Source organism: Streptomyces atriruber, from assembly GCF_001418325.1.
In the GTDB taxonomy this organism is placed as follows: Bacteria; Actinomycetota; Actinomycetes; order Streptomycetales; family Streptomycetaceae; genus Streptomyces; species Streptomyces atriruber.
In genome coordinates this window covers 1-15,076 of sequence record NZ_LIPN01000031.1, presented here as the reverse complement: position 1 = coordinate 15,076, position 15,076 = coordinate 1, and the positions used below count along the sequence as shown (strand labels likewise).

Here is a 15,076-nt window from a genome sequence, read left to right as displayed (position 1 = left end):
GAGGCCCCATGCGTATCCGCACCACCACCCTCGCGCTGCTCGTGGCGGGCTCGCTGCTCGCGACGGCGGGCTGTGCGAAGGAGGACGACGCACCGCCCGCCGAACCCGCGAAGCCCCGCGCCGTCAGCCCGGTGGCGGGCTGCGGCAAGGGAAGCTGGACCGACCCCGCCGATCTCGACCCCGACCGCGCACCGGCCCGCTGCGCCCCGGACACCCCGGCGCCCCGGCCGCTGCCCGAGAAGCGCGACCTCACGATCGCGACCGGCACCCTGAGCGCCGAATACGCGGCGCCCCTCCAGATGGCCGTGGAGAAGGGCGAGTTCAAGAAGGAGGGTCTGAACGTCGCCCTGAAGGTGCTGCCCACCCCCGATGCGCTCCCCCTCCTCGCCAAGGGCGACATCGACGCCCAGTGGGCCGCCCCGGAGGCCGCCGTGATGAACGGCATCACCAGCGGGTTCGACATCAAGTGGACGGCCGGCAACTTCTCCCCCGACCCCCGTTCCAAGAGCGGCCTGTGGGTGCGGCTGAAGAAGGGCGAGAGTGCGGACCACGTCCCCATGGCGGGCCGCAAACTCGGCACGATGATCGGCAAGGGGTCCGTCATCGCGTACCCCATGGGCAAGGCGCTGAAGAAGCACGGCGGCGGGCTCGACGAGATCCAGTTCCAGCAGCTCGGCTCGGCGGACGTCCTCACCGCGCTCGAGAACGGCGGCACCGACTCTGCCTGGCTGCTCGATCCGGTGTGGCGCAAGGTCGACGGCGACAAGCGGTTCGCGTTCCTGGGCGGCCAGCCGCAGGCCGAACCGCTCGGCGGCCTCCTCTTCGGGCCCAACCTCCTCAAGAAGGACCCGGACGCGGGCGTCGCACTGCTGCGCGCGTACATCAGGACGGTGAACACGTACTTCGCGGGCGACTACAAGGCCGACGAGGGCTTCGCGACGGAGCTCGCCAAGCTGATCAGCACGGACAAACAGGTCCTGCTGTCCACGCCGTCGCTCCGCATGGACTGGGAGATACGCGCGGGCACGACGGACCGGCTGCAGGAGGCATACCGCGCGGCGGGCGTCTCGAAGGGCGACGAGGTGCCGGAGTCCAAGGCCGTGAACCGCACGCTGTACGAGGAAGCGGTGGGCCACAGAACAGCGGGGGGCCACGGAACGGCGAAGGGCCGGAAATGAGTCGAGGGCCGGAAGCCAATCGGCTTCCGGCTCTCGACCGTCAGTAGCGGGGACAGGATTTGAACCTGCGACCTCTGGGTTATGAGCCCAGCGAGCTACCGAGCTGCTCCACCCCGCGTCGGTGAACACAACTCTACGTCAGCGCTACGACCAGCGCAAATCCGTTCCCCACCGGCTCCGGACAGCGCGCGGCAGGCGTCCGCCCGCGCCTACGCGGTGAGCTCCTGCTGCAGGGCCTCGCGCAGCCGCCCCGCCCGCTCGGCGACCTCCGCGGGACCGAGGTCGACCGCCCGCGACGCCCACCGCTGCCCCTGCGCCAGCTGCCCGCGCCGGGCGTAGAGCAGGGCGAGACGGAGCGCGGCCCGCCCGTGCCCAGCGTCGGCGGCCCGGGTCCACCAGAGCGCGGCCTCCGGCTCGCTGCCCTCGCGGGCAAGCAGCAGCCCGAGGTTGAACGCGCCGTTGCGGCTGCCCGCCTCAGCGGCCTTGCGGTACCACCGCGCGGCCTCGACGACGTCGCCGCGGGCCGAGGCGAGCATGCCGACCCGGACCTGCGCCCGGCGGTGCCCCATCTCGGCCGCCCGCTCGTACCACTCCTCGCACTCCGTCTTCTCCGCCGCGGGCTCGCCGAGGACCGGCGGGCCCGCCGGGGGGCGCCGCGCGTCGAGCACCGTCCCGAGGCGGTACGCCGCCTCGGCGCTGCCGCCGCCCGCCGCGCACCGCAGGTGCCGCTCGGCCTCCTGGTCGTCGCCCTCGCGCAGCCGCGCGGTGCCGACCTGGAGCGCGGCGTCGGTGTGCCCGGCGGCCGCCGCCCGCTCGTACCACCGCAGGGCCGCGGCCCCGTCGCCCCGGCTCGCGTAGAGGATTCCCAGGTTGAACGCGGCGTCGACGCTGCCCGCCTCCGCGGCCTTGGAGAACCACGGCTCGGCCCCGGCCGCGTCGCCGCCCTGGAGCAGCAGCACGGCGAGCGCGTTGGCCGCCTCGCGGTGTCCGGCGTACGCGGCGCGGCGGTACCACTGGTCGGCGTGCGCGGTGCGGCCCTGCTCGGCGCAGAGCAGCCCGAGGTTGTACGCGCCGTTCACGTCGCCCGCGTCCATGGCGGCGCGGTACCAGCGCTCGGCGGTCTGCGTCTCGCCGCGCTCGGCGTGCAGCGCGCCCAGCGCGTTCGCGGCGTTCCCGTCGCCATCCTGGGCGGCCTTGAGCCACCACACGGCGGCGCTCTCCTCGTCACCCGCGTCCCGGAGCAGGAAGCCGAGGGCGCAGGCCGCCCTGGACTCCCCGTCCTTGGCGGAGTTGAGGTACCAGCGACCGGCCTCCTTCAGCTCGCCGCGCCGCTCCAGGATCGCGCCGAGGTGCAGCGCGGCCCTGCGGTGACCGCGGGCGGCCGCCTGGCGGTACCACTGCTCGGCCTCGTCGGCGGGCGACCGCACGGCGTCGTCGGCGCGGTCCGGGCGCACGGGGCCCCCGGCTCGCTCGGCCCGTTCGGTGCGCTCCGCGGTGGCGCGCCGGTCCAGCGCGCGTGCCAGGCGGTAGGCGGCCTCGCGGTGGCCGCGCTCGGCGGCGGCCCGCAGCCAGCGCTCCGCGCCGACGTCGCCGCGGTGCTCCAGGAGGTCGGCGAGCGCGTACGCCCCGAGGGTGTGGCCCTGCTCGGCGGACTGGCGCAGCCAGTACTCGGCGGCGGGCTCGTCGCCGCGCTCGCGGTGGTGCCGTCCGAGCGCGTGCGCGGCGGCGGCGGACCCGGCGACGGCGGCGACCCGCCACCAGCCTGCCGCCTCGTCGGCGTACCCGCGCTGGTGCAGGAGGACTCCGAGGTTGTTGGCGGCGGCGCGGTCGCCCTCGGCGGTCGCCGCGCGCAGCAGAGATTCGGCACCGTCGAGATCACCGCGGCGCAGCAGAAGGCTCCCGAGAACGCTCATCGCGTCCACGTCGCCGGCCTCGGCGGCCAGCCGGTGGCGCATCTCCTCGGCGGCCGTACCGGGATCCTCCCGGTCGGCCGGCTGCACAAACCGCCCTGTCTCCAACAGAGTTGCCTTGTCCCCCATAACGTCCATCGTCGCACCACCTGCAACCTGGGTACATCTGGTATACCGCAGCCAGTGAGGTCACTTCAGCGTTTTGTCGACATGCCCACAGAGAGATAAGTCAAACACAGATCCCTCAACTCTCCCCCGCTTGAACACCGTTCGCATTTCTTGGCATAGGACACCTGCACACGACAGGCACCGATACACACGACGAAGGCCCGGATCCGTAAGGATCCGGGCCTTCACCTTGCAGTAGCGGGGACAGGATTTGAACCTGCGACCTCTGGGTTATGAGCCCAGCGAGCTACCGAGCTGCTCCACCCCGCGCCGTTGTGTCCAAACCGTACCACGGCGCGAGGTGGCTGCCTGACCGCCCGCTAGCCGGTCTGGTCCCCCTCCTGACCTGCTTCCTTGTCCGCGTCCTTGTCGGCGGCCTTGTCTCCGCTCTTGTCCGCGGCCTTGTCGGCGTTCTTGTCGGCGCCCTTGTCGCTCTTCGCGGCGGCCTTCTGCGAGGCCTCCTCGGCCCGCTCAAGGGCCTCCTGAAGGCGGTCCTGCGCCTCGCCGTACTTCTTCCAGTCGCCTTCCTTCATGGCCTTCTCGCCGTCCTCGAACGCCTTCTGGGCGTCGTCGAGCGCGGCCTGCACCGTCGGGTCGTTCGACTTCGGCGGCTTGGTCGGCTCGTCGCCGTCCTGGTCGCCCGGTGGCTTGGTGGTCCCCTCCGTACTGAAGACCTGGTTGAGGCCCTCCCCGAGGGTGTCCGCGAAGGCGGTCTCCGTGCCGTACGACACAGCGACCTTCTTCAGAAGGGGATACGCCGACTTGCGTCCCTGTACGTAGACGGGTTCGACGTAAAGGAAGCCGTCGTCCAGTGGCACGGTCAGCAGATTGCCGTAGAGGACGTCGGAGTCGGCGCCCTTCATGTCACGGACGAAGTTGCCGACTTCCGTCATGGAGTTCAGCTTGTTCTGCACCTGCTCCGGTCCGTCGACGTCGCCCTGGACTCTGAGCAGCTGCATCTTGCCGTAGTTCTTGCTTCTGGCATCGGCGTCGACCGTCATGAACGCCCGTAGGTTGGGCCGCTCGCTCGGGGTGAACGTCGTCGTCAGCGAGAACTGTTGCTGCGTCTGGCCCGGCGACTTCAAGGACAGGTAGTACGGCGGGACCGCACTGTCGTCCTTCTTCGTCGGGTCGTTCGGCACCTGCCAGGCGTCACTCGCGTTGTAGAACTGGCCGGGGTCCGTGACGTGGTACTTCGTCAGCAGTTCGCGCTGCACCTTGAACATGTCCTGCGGATAGCGCAGGTGGTCCATCAGCTTCGGCGGGATCTCGCTCTTGTCCTTCACGGTGCCCGGGAACGCCTTCTTCCAGGTCTTCAGGACCGGGTCCTTGTCGTCCCAGGTGTAGAGCTTGACGTCACCGGTGTACGCGTCGACGGTCGCCTTCACCGAGTTCCGGATGTAGTTGACCTGGTTCTGCTGGGCGATCACCGTGCGCTGACTGTCGGCCTGCGACAGGGAGTCCGCCGTGGTGTCGCCGAGCGTCGTCCGCGAGGCGTACGGATAGCCGTTGCTCGTCGTGTAGGCGTCGACCACCCACTGGATGCGGCCGTCGACCACCGTCGGATAGACGTCGCCGTCGATGGTCAGCCAGGGGGCGACCGCCTCGACGCGCTCCTTGGGGGTGCGGTTGTAGAGGATCCGCGACCCGTCGCCGATGGCTCCGGAGTAGAGGATCTGCGGCTCTCCGAAGGACACCGCGTACGCGGCGCGGTTGATCGGGTTGGAGAGGTTGACGCCGCTGTCGCCCTTGTAGCTGTACGTCTTCTGACCGCCGCCGTTCTCCTCGTAGTCGAGCTCCTTCTGGGGCCCGCCCACGATCGAGTACTGGCTGGTCTTCTCGCCGTAGTAGATCCGCTGCTCGTACTCACCCAGTTCGCCGTTGGTGGGCAGGCCGGACTCGGTGAACGCCGGGGCTCCCTTGGAGCCCTTCTTCGTCTCCGTGCCCTTGGCGGCGACCATTCCATAGCCGTGCGTGTAGGCGAAGTGGTCGTTGATCCAGTTCCGCTTGTCGAGCTTGTTCACGTCGATCTCGCGCAGGCCGACGATGGTGTCCTGGCCGTTGTAGCGGTCGACGTCCAGCGTCTTCGGGAACTGGTAGTAGCTGCGCTCCTGCTCCAGCTGCTGGAAGGTCGGCGAGACGATGTTCGGGTCGTTCAGCCGGTAGTTGGCCGCCGTGTCCGCGTTCTCGCGCTTCTTCTTCGGATCCTCGTCGACCTTGCCCGCGCCCTTGTACTCCTCGGGCTTCACACCGTTGATGCCGTAGGCGTCGCGGGTGGCCTCGATGTTCTTCTCGATGTACGGGGCTTCCTTGGCCTGCTCGTTCGGCTGGACCTGGAACTTCTGGACGATCGCGGGGTAGAGCCCGCCGATGAGGATCGCCGAGAGCACCATCAGGCCGAAGCCGATCACCGGCAGCTGCCAGGTGCGCCGCCAGAGCGTCGCGAAGAAGAGGATCGCGCAGATGACGGCGATGCAGAACAGGATCGTCTTCGCCGGCAGGTACGCGTTCGCGTCGACGTACCGCAGGCCCGTCCAGTTACCGGTCGCCTTGAAGTCGCTGGACTTCACCGCGAGGCCGTACCGGTCGAGCCAGTACGCGACGGCCTTGAGCGACACGAAGACACCGAGCAGCACCGAGAGGTGGCCGGTGGCCGCGGCGGTCGCGCGCGCGCCGGGGCTGGTGATCCGCAGCCCGCCGTACAGGTAGTGCGTCAGGGCGGCGGCGACCAGGGAGAGCACCGTGGCCGCGAAGCCGAAGCCGAGCAGGAAGCGGTACCAGGGCAGGTCGAACGCGAAGAACGACACGTCCATGTGGAACTGCGGGTCCTTCTGGCCGAAGGACACGCCGTTGACCCACAGGAGCCAGGTGCGCCACTGTCCCGCGGCGGATGCGCCCGCGATCAGCCCCACCAGGGCGGTGACCCCGATGAGCAGCCACTTCTTGTACGGGGCGATGCCCATGCGGTACCGGTCGAGGCTCTGCTGCTCCATCGACATGGCGCTCAGCGGCGGGCGCAGCCGGTGCGCCAGCCAGATGTTCACGCCGACTGCGGCCGCCATGAGGAGGCCGAAGACGAAGAACAGGCCGATCTTGGTCCACAGGGTCGTCGTGAAGACCGACGAGTAATTGACCGACCGGTACCAGAGCCAGTCCGTCCAGAACCCGGAGAACATGACGAAGGCCATGGCCAGTACGGCCAGCACCCCCAGTGTCATGAGCAGGGTCCGGACCCGCCGGGAGGGTCGGCCCACTCTGATCCGTGGCCCCGTCGGGCCTCCGCCGCGGTCCGGCATCTGGAAAGCCAAGGTGCGCACCTCGAAGTTCGCTGTTGATTCGCTGTTGGTCCGTCAGGCCCCCGGAGATCGCGGACCCACACCTATGCAACTTACCTACGCTTTACTCGGTTCCCGTTTCTCGGGACTAACGAGGCAGGATTGTGACCATGTCCAACACTCCCATGGCAGCGAGCCCCCTCACTCGGGCGGTCCTCGAGATCGACGAGTACGTATCCGGCCTCGGCTGGGACCGGCCCGCCCGCCTCTTCGCGCTGGTCGACACGGCGCGACTGCGCACCCAGGAACCCGGCCTCGCCTCCCAGCTCGGCCTCGACGACGGCGTGGAGCACGCCGGCTTCACCCCCATCGAGCAGGAGGAGATTCCCGCGGACAAGCCGCTGGACGAATTCCTCGGCACCATCGCCTGGCCGGACGCGGTGACGGGCTGCGCCCTCACCGTGGAGCGCCTGATGCTGCCGCCGTCCGCCGAGGCGTCCGTGCCGGACGGCCTCAAGGAGGCGCAGCTCGCGAAGTGGGTGGCCGAGCACCCGGACCGTCAGGAGGTCCGCATGACGGTCGCGGTGCTCCGTGACGGTGCGCGTGAGTCCGCGCTGCGGCTGCGCGAGAAGGACTCGCCGACCGAGGTCCTCACCGGCTCCGACCTGGTGCCCGGCCTGGCCGAGGCGCTCGCGGCCACGTTCGCCTAGCGGTACGTCTTCTTCCGTTCAGTACGCGGGTGGGGCTTCCCCACCCGCGTACCGCTGTTTCGGGGCCGTCCGCCGCTTCGGGGCCGTCCGCCGGTAGCGGTCCTAGCTCGTGGTGCACTTCGGCAGGGCGTCGGTGTCGCCCTTGCGGATCTTCTTCAGGGACTTCACGGCGTCGGAGATGGTGTCCACCTTGACGAGCTGCAGGCCGTCGGGAACGTCGCGCGAGGCTGCCGCGCAGTTGTCCTTCGGCGTGAGGAAGTACTCGGCGCCCTTCTCGCGCGCGCCGACGGTCTTCATCTCGATGCCGCCGATCGGGCCGACCTTGCCGTCGTCCTCGATGGTGCCGGTACCAGCCACGAAATTGCCGCCGGTGAGGTCGTCCGGGGTCAGCTTGTCGACGATTCCGAGTGCGAACATCAGTCCGGCACTGGGGCCGCCCACGTCGGCGAGCTTGATGTCGATCGTGAACGGGAACGTGTGGTCGGTGCCCGCCTTGATGCCGACGACCGCGTGGTCGGCGTCGTTCTCCGCGGCCTTCGTCGTGATCTTGATGTCCTCGGTCTCGGTCGGCTCCTTGCCCGCCTTCTCGGCGGCTGCCGCGACCTTCACCGGGACGACCGTGAACGTGACGGGCTCGCCGGGCTTGCGCTGGGTGACGAGCTTCGAGACGTCCGTCATCTCCTTGACGGGCTTGCCGTCCACCTTCTTGATGACGTCGCCCGCGTGCAGCTTGCCCTCCGCCGGATCCCCCTTGAAGACGGTGGAGACGATGACCTGGGACTTCACCTCGATGCCCAGCTGCCTGAGCGCCGCGACCTTGGCGCTCTCCTGGGACTGGCTGAACTCCTCGGCGTTCTCCTGGGAGGACTGCTGCTCGGTCTTGCCGTTCGGGTAGAGCGTGTCGTGCGGCACCACGATGTTGTCGTGGGCCAGCCATCCGTAGACGGCCTCCGCCAGGTTCATGTTGTAGTCGGCGCTGGTGACCCTGACCGTCGTCATGTTGAGGTGGCCGGTCGTGGGATAGGTCTTGCGTCCGGAGATCTGCAGCACCGGCTCACCGTCGTGGTCGCCGAGGGTGTTCACCGTGGGTCCGGGAGACATCTCCGAGTACGGCACTTTGATGAGGACGCCGGCGCAGAGCAGCGCGATCAGCATCAAGGTGGAGGCGAGCATCGTCGCGGTGCGGCGTGGCATGGAACGACAGTACGGGACCTGCCTGTGAGAGCACCCCCGGGGCCGGGCCGTACGGGGAGGTCACGTCCCCGCGCGGGCTCGTCACGTCCCTGTGTGGGACTTCTCCATCGCCTCGCGGAAGGCGGTGTAGCCGTTGAGTTCGGTGACGTCACCGGTCCGTCCGGACTTGCGGTTGCGGGCGGCCCAGCTGCCCCACAGCCCCGCACCGACGGCAGCCATGAGCGGAATCAGCAACCACGCGAGTGATGCCATGTCGACCTCCCGACCCCATGAGCCATCTCAACTGACAGATCAGCAGATTAACCATCCGCATGGTCAACGCTCACGGCAGGGGTCCGGTTACGCAACCGGAGCCGCACGGGTCAATCGCACCCCAGGAGGCGGGCCTCGTCTCAACAGGCCCCGACCCACTCCTCCTTGCCGTCGGAGAAGCGCTGGTGCTTCCAGATCGGCACCTCGTGCTTGAGGTCGTCGATCAGCTTGCGGCAGGCTTCGAAGGCCTCCGCGCGGTGCGGGCAGGAGACGGCTACGACCACCGCGAGGTCCCCGACGGCGAGGTCCCCGATACGGTGCACGGCGGCCAGGGCGCGCACCGGATACTCGGCGACGACCTTCTCGGCCACCCGGCGCATCTCGGCCTCGGCGGTGGGGTGGGTCGAGTACCCCAGCTCGTCGACGTCCGCGCCGCCGTCGTGGTTGCGCACGGTCCCCACGAAGAGCGCCGTGCCACCCGCGGCGTCGTCGCCGACGGCCCGGAAGACCTCGTCCAGGGAGAGCGGGGTGTCACGGATCGCGAGCAGGCGGATCGGGTCCTGCGCGGCCTGCTCGCCGGGGTGGTCCATCGTGGTGCGTGCCATGCGGCCATGGTGCCGCACGGCACGCGCATCACGGAATAGACCTTTCCCCCGGCCCGCGCGTGTCCCCCCTTGGAGCTCCCTACAGGCGGGCCGCACGCCGCAGCCGGGACCCGCCGCCGGTGGGGTCGGGGCGCCGCACGCCTCAGATCCTCCGCCGGGCCTTCCGCGCCCTGCGCACCACCGCCGCCGCGCCCAGCAGGGCGACCGTCGCGCCCGCCGCGCCCGCGGCCGTGGCGTCCTTGCGGCCGAGCCGCCGACCGGCCACGGTGCGCCGCCCGGAGACCTCCTCCAGCAGTTCCGTGAGGACTTCCTCGTTGGTCCACTGCGGCCGCCACCCGGCGTCGTGCAGCCTGCTGACGCTGACCACCCAGGGGTACATCGTGTACGCCAGGTCACCGGCCGGTGACGGGGTGAGGCCGATGCGGTGCAGCCGGGCGGCGGCGCCGAGCGCGACCGCCGAGGGCAGCTCCATGCGCCGGATCCCGCTGAGCTCCTCGACCTCCTCCTGCTCCAGCCAGCCCTCGCAGCCGACGGCCAGCTCGCCGTCGACCTTCTCAAGGACTGCGTGCTCCAGCGCGCTGCACAGGTCGTCGACGTGGCAGAACTGCCAGGCCGGCCGCGAGCCCGCGACGACCAGGAGCCGGGGCGACTCGAAGTAACGCGTGAGGGCCGTGTCCGTGCCGCCGACCAGCGTCGCGGGCCGTACGACGGTGACGTTGAGTCCGGGGTGCGCGCGGGGCGCCCGGCGGGCGAGCCGCTCCACCTCCAGGAGGTCGCCGACGCCGGTGGCCTCGGCCGTGGCGCGCAGCTCGGCGTCTTCGGAGAGGGGCAGCTCGTTGTCGGGCAGCGCTCCGTAGACCATCGCCGAGGTGCACAGGACGACGCGGTGGACGCCCGCGGCAGCGGCAGCGGTCAGGACGGTCTGGGTGCCGCGCACGTTGTACGCGGTGCGGGCCGCGGCGTCGGTCTCCAGGTCGAGATCGAGCGCCAGGTGCACCACGACGTCGGCACCGCGCAGCTTCTCCGCGATGGCCGGGTCCCGCACGTCCAGGATGTGCCACTGGGCCTGCGAGCAGTCGCCCCTGCGCTCGTCGATGGCAATGACCTGCTTGATCGCCTCCGACGTGGCAAGGCGCTCGGTCAGCAGCGCGCCCACACCGGAGGCGGCGCCGGTGACGGCGACTACGGGCCCCCGGACGGGCGCCGGGGTTGACGGGTTTCGCGCTGCGCGAACCTGTGGATCTGGGGAACTCACCGGGCGTCTCCAGCGGTTGTCTTCAGTACGTACGCGAATGACGCGTACGTACCAGGTGGCATCCATCCTGCCGCAGGCCATGAGTCGGCGAAGCACCGAGGCCCGATCCCGTCACGGTGTCTACGCTGGGTGGTGTTGTAGGGCAGCCGCCGTCGGAACGAAACCGGCGGCCTGACGAGCCGAGGAATCCCGTGAGTGACACCCCATTCGGATTCGGCCTTCCGCCGGAGGAGCCGGACGACGGCGACGAGGGCAAGAAGAAGGAATCCCCTGGAGAGGGACAGCGCGGGGGCCAGGGCGCAGGTGGGCCCGCGAACCCGTTCGGTTTCGGGGGCTTCCCCGGGGCCGGCGGCCCCGGAGGCGGTGACAACCCGTTCGCCGCGATGTTCGGTTCGATGAACCCGAACGACCTGGGTGCCGCGTTCCAGCAGCTGGGCCAGATGCTCTCGTACGAGGGCGGCCCGGTGAACTGGGACATGGCCAAGGACATCGCGCGCCAGACCGTGTCCCAGGGCACGGCGGACGGCACCAAGGACGCCAGCGTCGGTCCGGCCGAGCGCTCCGCCGTCGAGGAGGCCGTGCGCCTGGCGGACCTGTGGCTGGACGACGCGACGTCGCTGCCGTCCGGGTCCGGCACGGCCGTGGCCTGGAGCCGGGCCGAGTGGGTCGAGGCGACCCTGCCGGTCTGGAAGGAGCTCGTCGACCCGGTCGCCGAGCGCGTCGGCCTCGCCATGGGCGATGTGCTGCCCGAGGAGATGCAGGCCATGGCGGGCCCGCTGATCGGCATGATGCGCTCCATGGGCGGTGCCATGTTCGGCCAGCAGATCGGCCACGCCGTGGGCGTGCTCGCGGGCGAGGTCGTGGGCTCCACCGACATCGGTCTGCCGCTCGGCCCCTCCGGCAAGGCCGCGCTGCTCCCGGTGAACATCGAGGCCTTCGGCAAGGACCTGGGCGTCGACAAGAACGAGGTGCGGCTCTATCTGGCGCTGCGCGAGGCCGCCCACCAGCGGCTCTTCTCCCACGTCCCGTGGCTGCGCTCGCACCTGTTCGGCGCCGTCGAGGGGTACGCGCGCGGGATCAAGGTCGACACGGCCAAGCTGGAGGACGTGGTCGGCCAGCTCGACCCGCAGAACCCGGAGCAGCTGCAGGAAGCACTCCAGCAGGGCATGTTCCAGCCGGAGGACACCCCGGCCCAGAAGGCCGCTCTGGCCCGTCTGGAGACGGCTCTGGCGCTCGTCGAGGGCTGGGTGGACGCGGTGGTCCACGCCGCCGCCAAGCCGCGTCTGACGTCCGCCGACGCCCTTCGTGAGACGCTGCGCCGCCGCCGTGCGACGGGTGGCCCCGCGGAGCAGACGTTCGCCACGCTGATCGGCCTGGAGCTGCGTCCGCGCCGTCTGCGGGACGCCTCGCGCCTGTGGGCCTCGCTCACGGACGCGCGCGGTGTCGACGGCCGCGACGGCCTGTGGGAGCACCCGGACATGCTGCCGACGGCCTCCGACCTGGACGACCCGGACGGCTTCGTGCACCACGAGCAGCTGGACTTCTCCGAGTTGGACAAGATGCTCGGCGAGGCGGCGGGCTCCGGCTCCGCGAAGCCGGACCTCACCAAGGACGAGGGCGAAGAGGGCAAGGACACCGACGGCAAGTGAGCCTGTACGACGACACCGTCCTCGTCCTTAAGGGCTACGAGGACCAGGAAGAGCTGCGCCAGTACTACCTGGACCATCTCGCCGCCCACCCTCAGGACGGCATGTGGAAGTCCTGCACGGACGGCCATGTGACGGCCAGCGCCCTGGTGGTCGACCCGTCCCGCGGGCGCGTCCTGCTGACCCTGCACAAGAAGCTGCGGATGTGGCTCCAGATGGGCGGCCACTGCGAGCCGGGCGACGCGACGCTGGCCGCGGCCGCGCTGCGTGAGGCCACCGAGGAGTCCGGCGTACCGGGCCTCACGCTCCTCGCGGGCGGCCCCGTCCGCCTGGACAGGCACCCGATCCCGGGCCCGTGCACCCAGCACCTCGACGTCCAGTACGCGGCGCTCGCCCCCTCCGACGCGGTCGAGGCGATCAGCGACGAGTCGCTGGACCTGCGCTGGTTCGCGTACGACGAGGTGGCGGGGGTGGCCGACGAGTCGGTCGTACGACTGGTCGAGGCAACGAAGTCACGCCTGTAGAGACCGCTTCGAGGCGCCCCGAAGGGGCGCGGGGAACTGCGCGACCAGCCACATACGGCCCGCAGTGAATCTCCGCGCCCCTCGGTCACTCCTGCCCGGGCAGGGCCTAGCTCCAGACGTTGCCCTGGTTCTGCCCCCGGGCACCTTGCTGGCCCATTCCGAACTGCGCCCGGGCCCCCTGCCCGATGTTCACGTTCTGCGGCGGCAGCATCTCGCTCGGCTGGACGAGCGCGTAGCCCTGGCCCATGAAGCTGAGCTCCCAGCCCTCACCGGTGTTGCCGCGGCGCCGCCAGACGCCCGAGGAGTGGGTCTGGGCCTGCATCTGGACGCGCAGCCCGTTGGACCACGCGACGATCGCGTCGGCGTCCGCGTTGACGTACTGCTCCGGCGTGACCTGCAGCATCAGCGGCTGGCCCGACGTCATCAGGGCGACCTTGCCGCGGCCGCTGATGTTGAGCTGGTACTTGCCGGAGCCGGAGATGCCGTACTGGCTGTCGACGGCGATGACCTGGTGGGTCAGCGACGAGTCCATCGCGAGGACGTAGCTGCTGTCCACGGTCAGCCCGTCCTGTTCCACATCCACCACGTGGATGTACTGGGCGAGGTTGGCGAGGTAGACCGTGCCCTGGCCGTGGCAGCGCATCAGGTCCAGGCCCTCGCCGGTGTGCGCGCGGGCCCGCTGGTTGCCCCGGCTCTGGTACTCGGCGTCGAACTCGATCAGACCCTGGTAGGCGACCATCGCGCCCTTGCGGGCCAGGACGTCGTCGTGCCCCTCCAGGGCGACCCGCAGCAGCTGCGGGTTCTGGACGGAGTAGCGCTCCTGGGTCTGCTGTTCGGCGTGCGCGAAAAGTGGGCTCTGCATGGTGTGTTGCTCCCCCTCAGCCCCGTGCTCGGAGGCGGTCGGTGCTGTCCTCGCTGGGCTGTACGACGACGATGCCCTCTCCGGAGAAGCCCATCTGGTAGGCCTCGCCGCTGCCGCGCCCGATGAGGGAGCCGGCCTTGAAGCTGCGCTTGCCCTTCACCTTGAGGTTCGGGGACCAGGCGATCAGGGCGTCCGGGTCGACGTACGTCTCGTCGTCGCCGCGGCCGCAGTCGACGACGATCGGCGTGCCGCGGGACGTCAGCGCGACCCAGCCCTGGCCGGAGATCTTGATGTTCCACAGGCCCTGTCCGGCGAACTTGGCCATGCCCTTCACCCGCTCCACGCCCCACTGGAGGGACGCGTCGAAGGCGAGCAGATTGGTGCCGTTCACCGAGAGGGAGTCGCCCGCCAGGTTGATCAGGACGACGTCCGCTCCGTAGTCGGCGAGGTAGAGGAGGCCGTCTCCGGAGCACTTCATCAGGGGTGCGCCCTCACCGGTCATCCACTCGCGCGCGACCTGACGGACGGCGGGCGGATTCGGCTCGTACTGCACGAACCCTTCGTAGGCGACCATCGAGCCCACGCGCGCGAGGAGGTCGTTGCCGGTCTGCATGGCCACCTTGACCATGTGATGGCCGTGGTTCTCCATGCGGGCGGCGACCGGTGCGGGGGCAAAGCCCGCGAGCTGCTGATTCATGACGGGCTCCCTCAGACCTCGTACGGCTGGACGACGATGAAATTGCCGGGCGCGCCACGGAACTGGAGGTTCACGCTCTCCCCCGTGGAGCCCGCGTACGCGTTGCTGCGCAGCCGGACCTGGCTGGAGACGATCGCCTGAGCGGCGGCCGACCAGGCGACGACGGCGTGGCAGTCCGCGAACGTCGTCGGCGTGACGGGCAGCACGACGGGCACACCGTGGGTCTTCACGACGACCGTGCCGGTGCCCTGGAACTGCATGACGAACAGCGCGCCGCCGGGGATCCCGTGACCCTCGATCCTGCGCACCTCGTGCTGGAGGGACTCGTCGAAGGCGAGCACGTTCTCCGCGGAGACACAGATCGCGTCACCCTGGAGTTCGATGGGGTGCAGGTGGGTGGCCTCCTCGGCGAGGAAGACCTGACCGCGGCCGGAGCAGCGCATCAGCTGCATCTCCTGGCCGGTGGCGTTGCCCACGATGCGGCCCGCGAAGCCCGCGCCCTTGTAGCTGAACTCCACCTTGCCCTGGTAGAGCACCATGCTGCCCTGGCGGGCGAGGATCGGCTGCTCGGCGACGCTCAGGTCGACGCGGACGAGCTTCTCGTTCTGCTGCGTCCAGCGCTGGCCCGTGGGGGCCTCGCGGTACTTCTGGAGGGCCGCGGCCACACCGGCGCCCTGGGGTGCCGCGCCCTGGGGGGCGGCGGGCTGTCCGGGGAACTGACCACCCGGAGGCTGCTGACCATAGCCGGGAGGCATCGGGGCCTGCGGCTGCTGACCATAGCCGGGAGGCATCGGGGCCTG

13 protein-coding genes and 2 tRNA genes are annotated in these 15,076 nt (G+C 70.2%); 4 read left to right on the top strand and 11 right to left on the bottom strand.

Annotated elements, in window-relative coordinates:
- Positions 1 to 8 precede the first annotated feature (8 nt).
- Positions 9 to 1,178 (top strand): ABC transporter substrate-binding protein, encoded by a 1,170-nt coding sequence (locus AOK03_RS03740; protein ID WP_055563688.1) that lies wholly within the window; start codon positions 9 to 11, stop codon positions 1,176 to 1,178.
- A 44-nt stretch (positions 1,179 to 1,222) separates the two neighbouring features.
- Here the strand turns inward: AOK03_RS03740 and AOK03_RS03735 are convergent.
- The 4 genes from AOK03_RS03735 to AOK03_RS03720 all read right to left on the bottom strand — a co-directional run bounded on the left by AOK03_RS03735 (position 1,223) and on the right by AOK03_RS03720 (position 6,552).
- Positions 1,223 to 1,296: transfer RNA gene (locus tag AOK03_RS03735), tRNA-Met, on the bottom strand.
- Between the two features lie 91 nt (positions 1,297 to 1,387).
- Entirely contained in the window at positions 1,388 to 3,226 is a 1,839-nt protein-coding gene (locus AOK03_RS03730) for a tetratricopeptide repeat protein (RefSeq protein ID WP_055563687.1), read from the bottom strand.
- Positions 3,227 to 3,452: 226 nt separating this feature from the next.
- Positions 3,453 to 3,526, bottom strand: a tRNA-Met gene (locus AOK03_RS03725).
- A gap of 50 nt (positions 3,527 to 3,576) precedes the next feature.
- Complete coding sequence (locus AOK03_RS03720) at positions 3,577 to 6,552, bottom strand: UPF0182 family membrane protein (protein WP_079074452.1); 2,976 nt, start codon at positions 6,550 to 6,552, stop codon at positions 3,577 to 3,579.
- A 149-nt stretch (positions 6,553 to 6,701) separates the two neighbouring features.
- Between AOK03_RS03720 and AOK03_RS03715 the strand changes: the two genes are divergently transcribed.
- Positions 6,702 to 7,241, top strand: a complete 540-nt coding sequence (locus AOK03_RS03715; protein WP_055563685.1) for a PPA1309 family protein — start codon at positions 6,702 to 6,704, stop codon at positions 7,239 to 7,241.
- A gap of 102 nt (positions 7,242 to 7,343) precedes the next feature.
- Here the strand turns inward: AOK03_RS03715 and AOK03_RS03710 are convergent, their stop codons facing one another.
- The 4 genes from AOK03_RS03710 to AOK03_RS03700 form a co-directional block, all read right to left on the bottom strand.
- Positions 7,344 to 8,435 (bottom strand): YlbL family protein, encoded by a 1,092-nt coding sequence (locus AOK03_RS03710; RefSeq protein WP_055563684.1) that lies wholly within the window; start codon positions 8,433 to 8,435, stop codon positions 7,344 to 7,346.
- Positions 8,436 to 8,516: 81 nt separating this feature from the next.
- Positions 8,517 to 8,687, bottom strand: a complete 171-nt coding sequence (locus tag AOK03_RS43050; RefSeq protein WP_167355570.1) for a hypothetical protein — start codon at positions 8,685 to 8,687, stop codon at positions 8,517 to 8,519.
- Positions 8,688 to 8,827: 140 nt separating this feature from the next.
- Complete coding sequence (locus AOK03_RS03705) at positions 8,828 to 9,292, bottom strand: molybdenum cofactor biosynthesis protein MoaE (RefSeq protein WP_208609493.1); 465 nt, start codon at positions 9,290 to 9,292, stop codon at positions 8,828 to 8,830.
- Positions 9,293 to 9,434: 142 nt separating this feature from the next.
- Entirely contained in the window at positions 9,435 to 10,547 is a 1,113-nt protein-coding gene (locus tag AOK03_RS03700; RefSeq protein WP_055563683.1) for an SDR family oxidoreductase, read from the bottom strand.
- A 191-nt stretch (positions 10,548 to 10,738) separates the two neighbouring features.
- Between AOK03_RS03700 and AOK03_RS03695 the strand changes: the two genes are divergently transcribed.
- Positions 10,739 to 12,196, top strand: coding sequence for a zinc-dependent metalloprotease (locus tag AOK03_RS03695; RefSeq protein ID WP_055563682.1), 1,458 nt, complete (start codon positions 10,739 to 10,741; stop codon positions 12,194 to 12,196).
- Positions 12,193 to 12,717 carry an NUDIX hydrolase gene (locus AOK03_RS03690; RefSeq protein ID WP_055563681.1) on the top strand — a complete coding sequence of 175 codons (525 nt, stop codon included), beginning with the start codon at positions 12,193 to 12,195 and terminating at the stop codon, positions 12,715 to 12,717. Before AOK03_RS03695 ends, AOK03_RS03690 begins: the two co-directional genes overlap by 4 nt.
- A 106-nt stretch (positions 12,718 to 12,823) precedes the next feature.
- Here AOK03_RS03690 and AOK03_RS03685 read toward each other — a convergent pair whose 3' ends face one another.
- The 3 genes from AOK03_RS03685 to AOK03_RS03675 form a co-directional block, all read right to left on the bottom strand.
- Positions 12,824 to 13,579: an AIM24 family protein gene (locus AOK03_RS03685; RefSeq protein WP_055563680.1), complete on the bottom strand. Its 756-nt coding sequence runs from the start codon at positions 13,577 to 13,579 to the stop codon at positions 12,824 to 12,826.
- A 16-nt stretch (positions 13,580 to 13,595) separates the two neighbouring features.
- Positions 13,596 to 14,276 (bottom strand): AIM24 family protein, encoded by a 681-nt coding sequence (locus AOK03_RS03680; protein ID WP_055563679.1) that lies wholly within the window; start codon positions 14,274 to 14,276, stop codon positions 13,596 to 13,598.
- An 11-nt stretch (positions 14,277 to 14,287) separates the two neighbouring features.
- On the bottom strand, positions 14,288 to 15,076 hold a 789-nt coding region (locus AOK03_RS03675; RefSeq protein ID WP_208609492.1), incomplete at its 5' end, for an AIM24 family protein.

What these genes read in the sequence shown, in the direction of transcription:
- AOK03_RS03685 (WP_055563680.1), bottom strand. Translation starts at nt 13,579, where the DNA reads ATGCAGAGCCCACTTTTCGCGCACGCCGAACAGCAGACCCAGGAGCGC.
- AOK03_RS03740 (WP_055563688.1), top strand. Translation starts at nt 9, where the DNA reads ATGCGTATCCGCACCACCACCCTCGCGCTGCTCGTGGCGGGCTCGCTG.
- AOK03_RS03720 (WP_079074452.1), bottom strand. Translation starts at nt 6,552, where the DNA reads ATGCCGGACCGCGGCGGAGGCCCGACGGGGCCACGGATCAGAGTGGGC.
- AOK03_RS03715 (WP_055563685.1), top strand. Translation starts at nt 6,702, where the DNA reads ATGTCCAACACTCCCATGGCAGCGAGCCCCCTCACTCGGGCGGTCCTC.
- AOK03_RS03730 (WP_055563687.1), bottom strand. Translation starts at nt 3,226, where the DNA reads ATGGACGTTATGGGGGACAAGGCAACTCTGTTGGAGACAGGGCGGTTT.
- AOK03_RS03680 (WP_055563679.1), bottom strand. Translation starts at nt 14,276, where the DNA reads ATGAATCAGCAGCTCGCGGGCTTTGCCCCCGCACCGGTCGCCGCCCGC.
- AOK03_RS43050 (WP_167355570.1), bottom strand. Translation starts at nt 8,687, where the DNA reads ATGGCATCACTCGCGTGGTTGCTGATTCCGCTCATGGCTGCCGTCGGT.
- AOK03_RS03705 (WP_208609493.1), bottom strand. Translation starts at nt 9,292, where the DNA reads ATGGCACGCACCACGATGGACCACCCCGGCGAGCAGGCCGCGCAGGAC.
- AOK03_RS03710 (WP_055563684.1), bottom strand. Translation starts at nt 8,435, where the DNA reads ATGCCACGCCGCACCGCGACGATGCTCGCCTCCACCTTGATGCTGATC.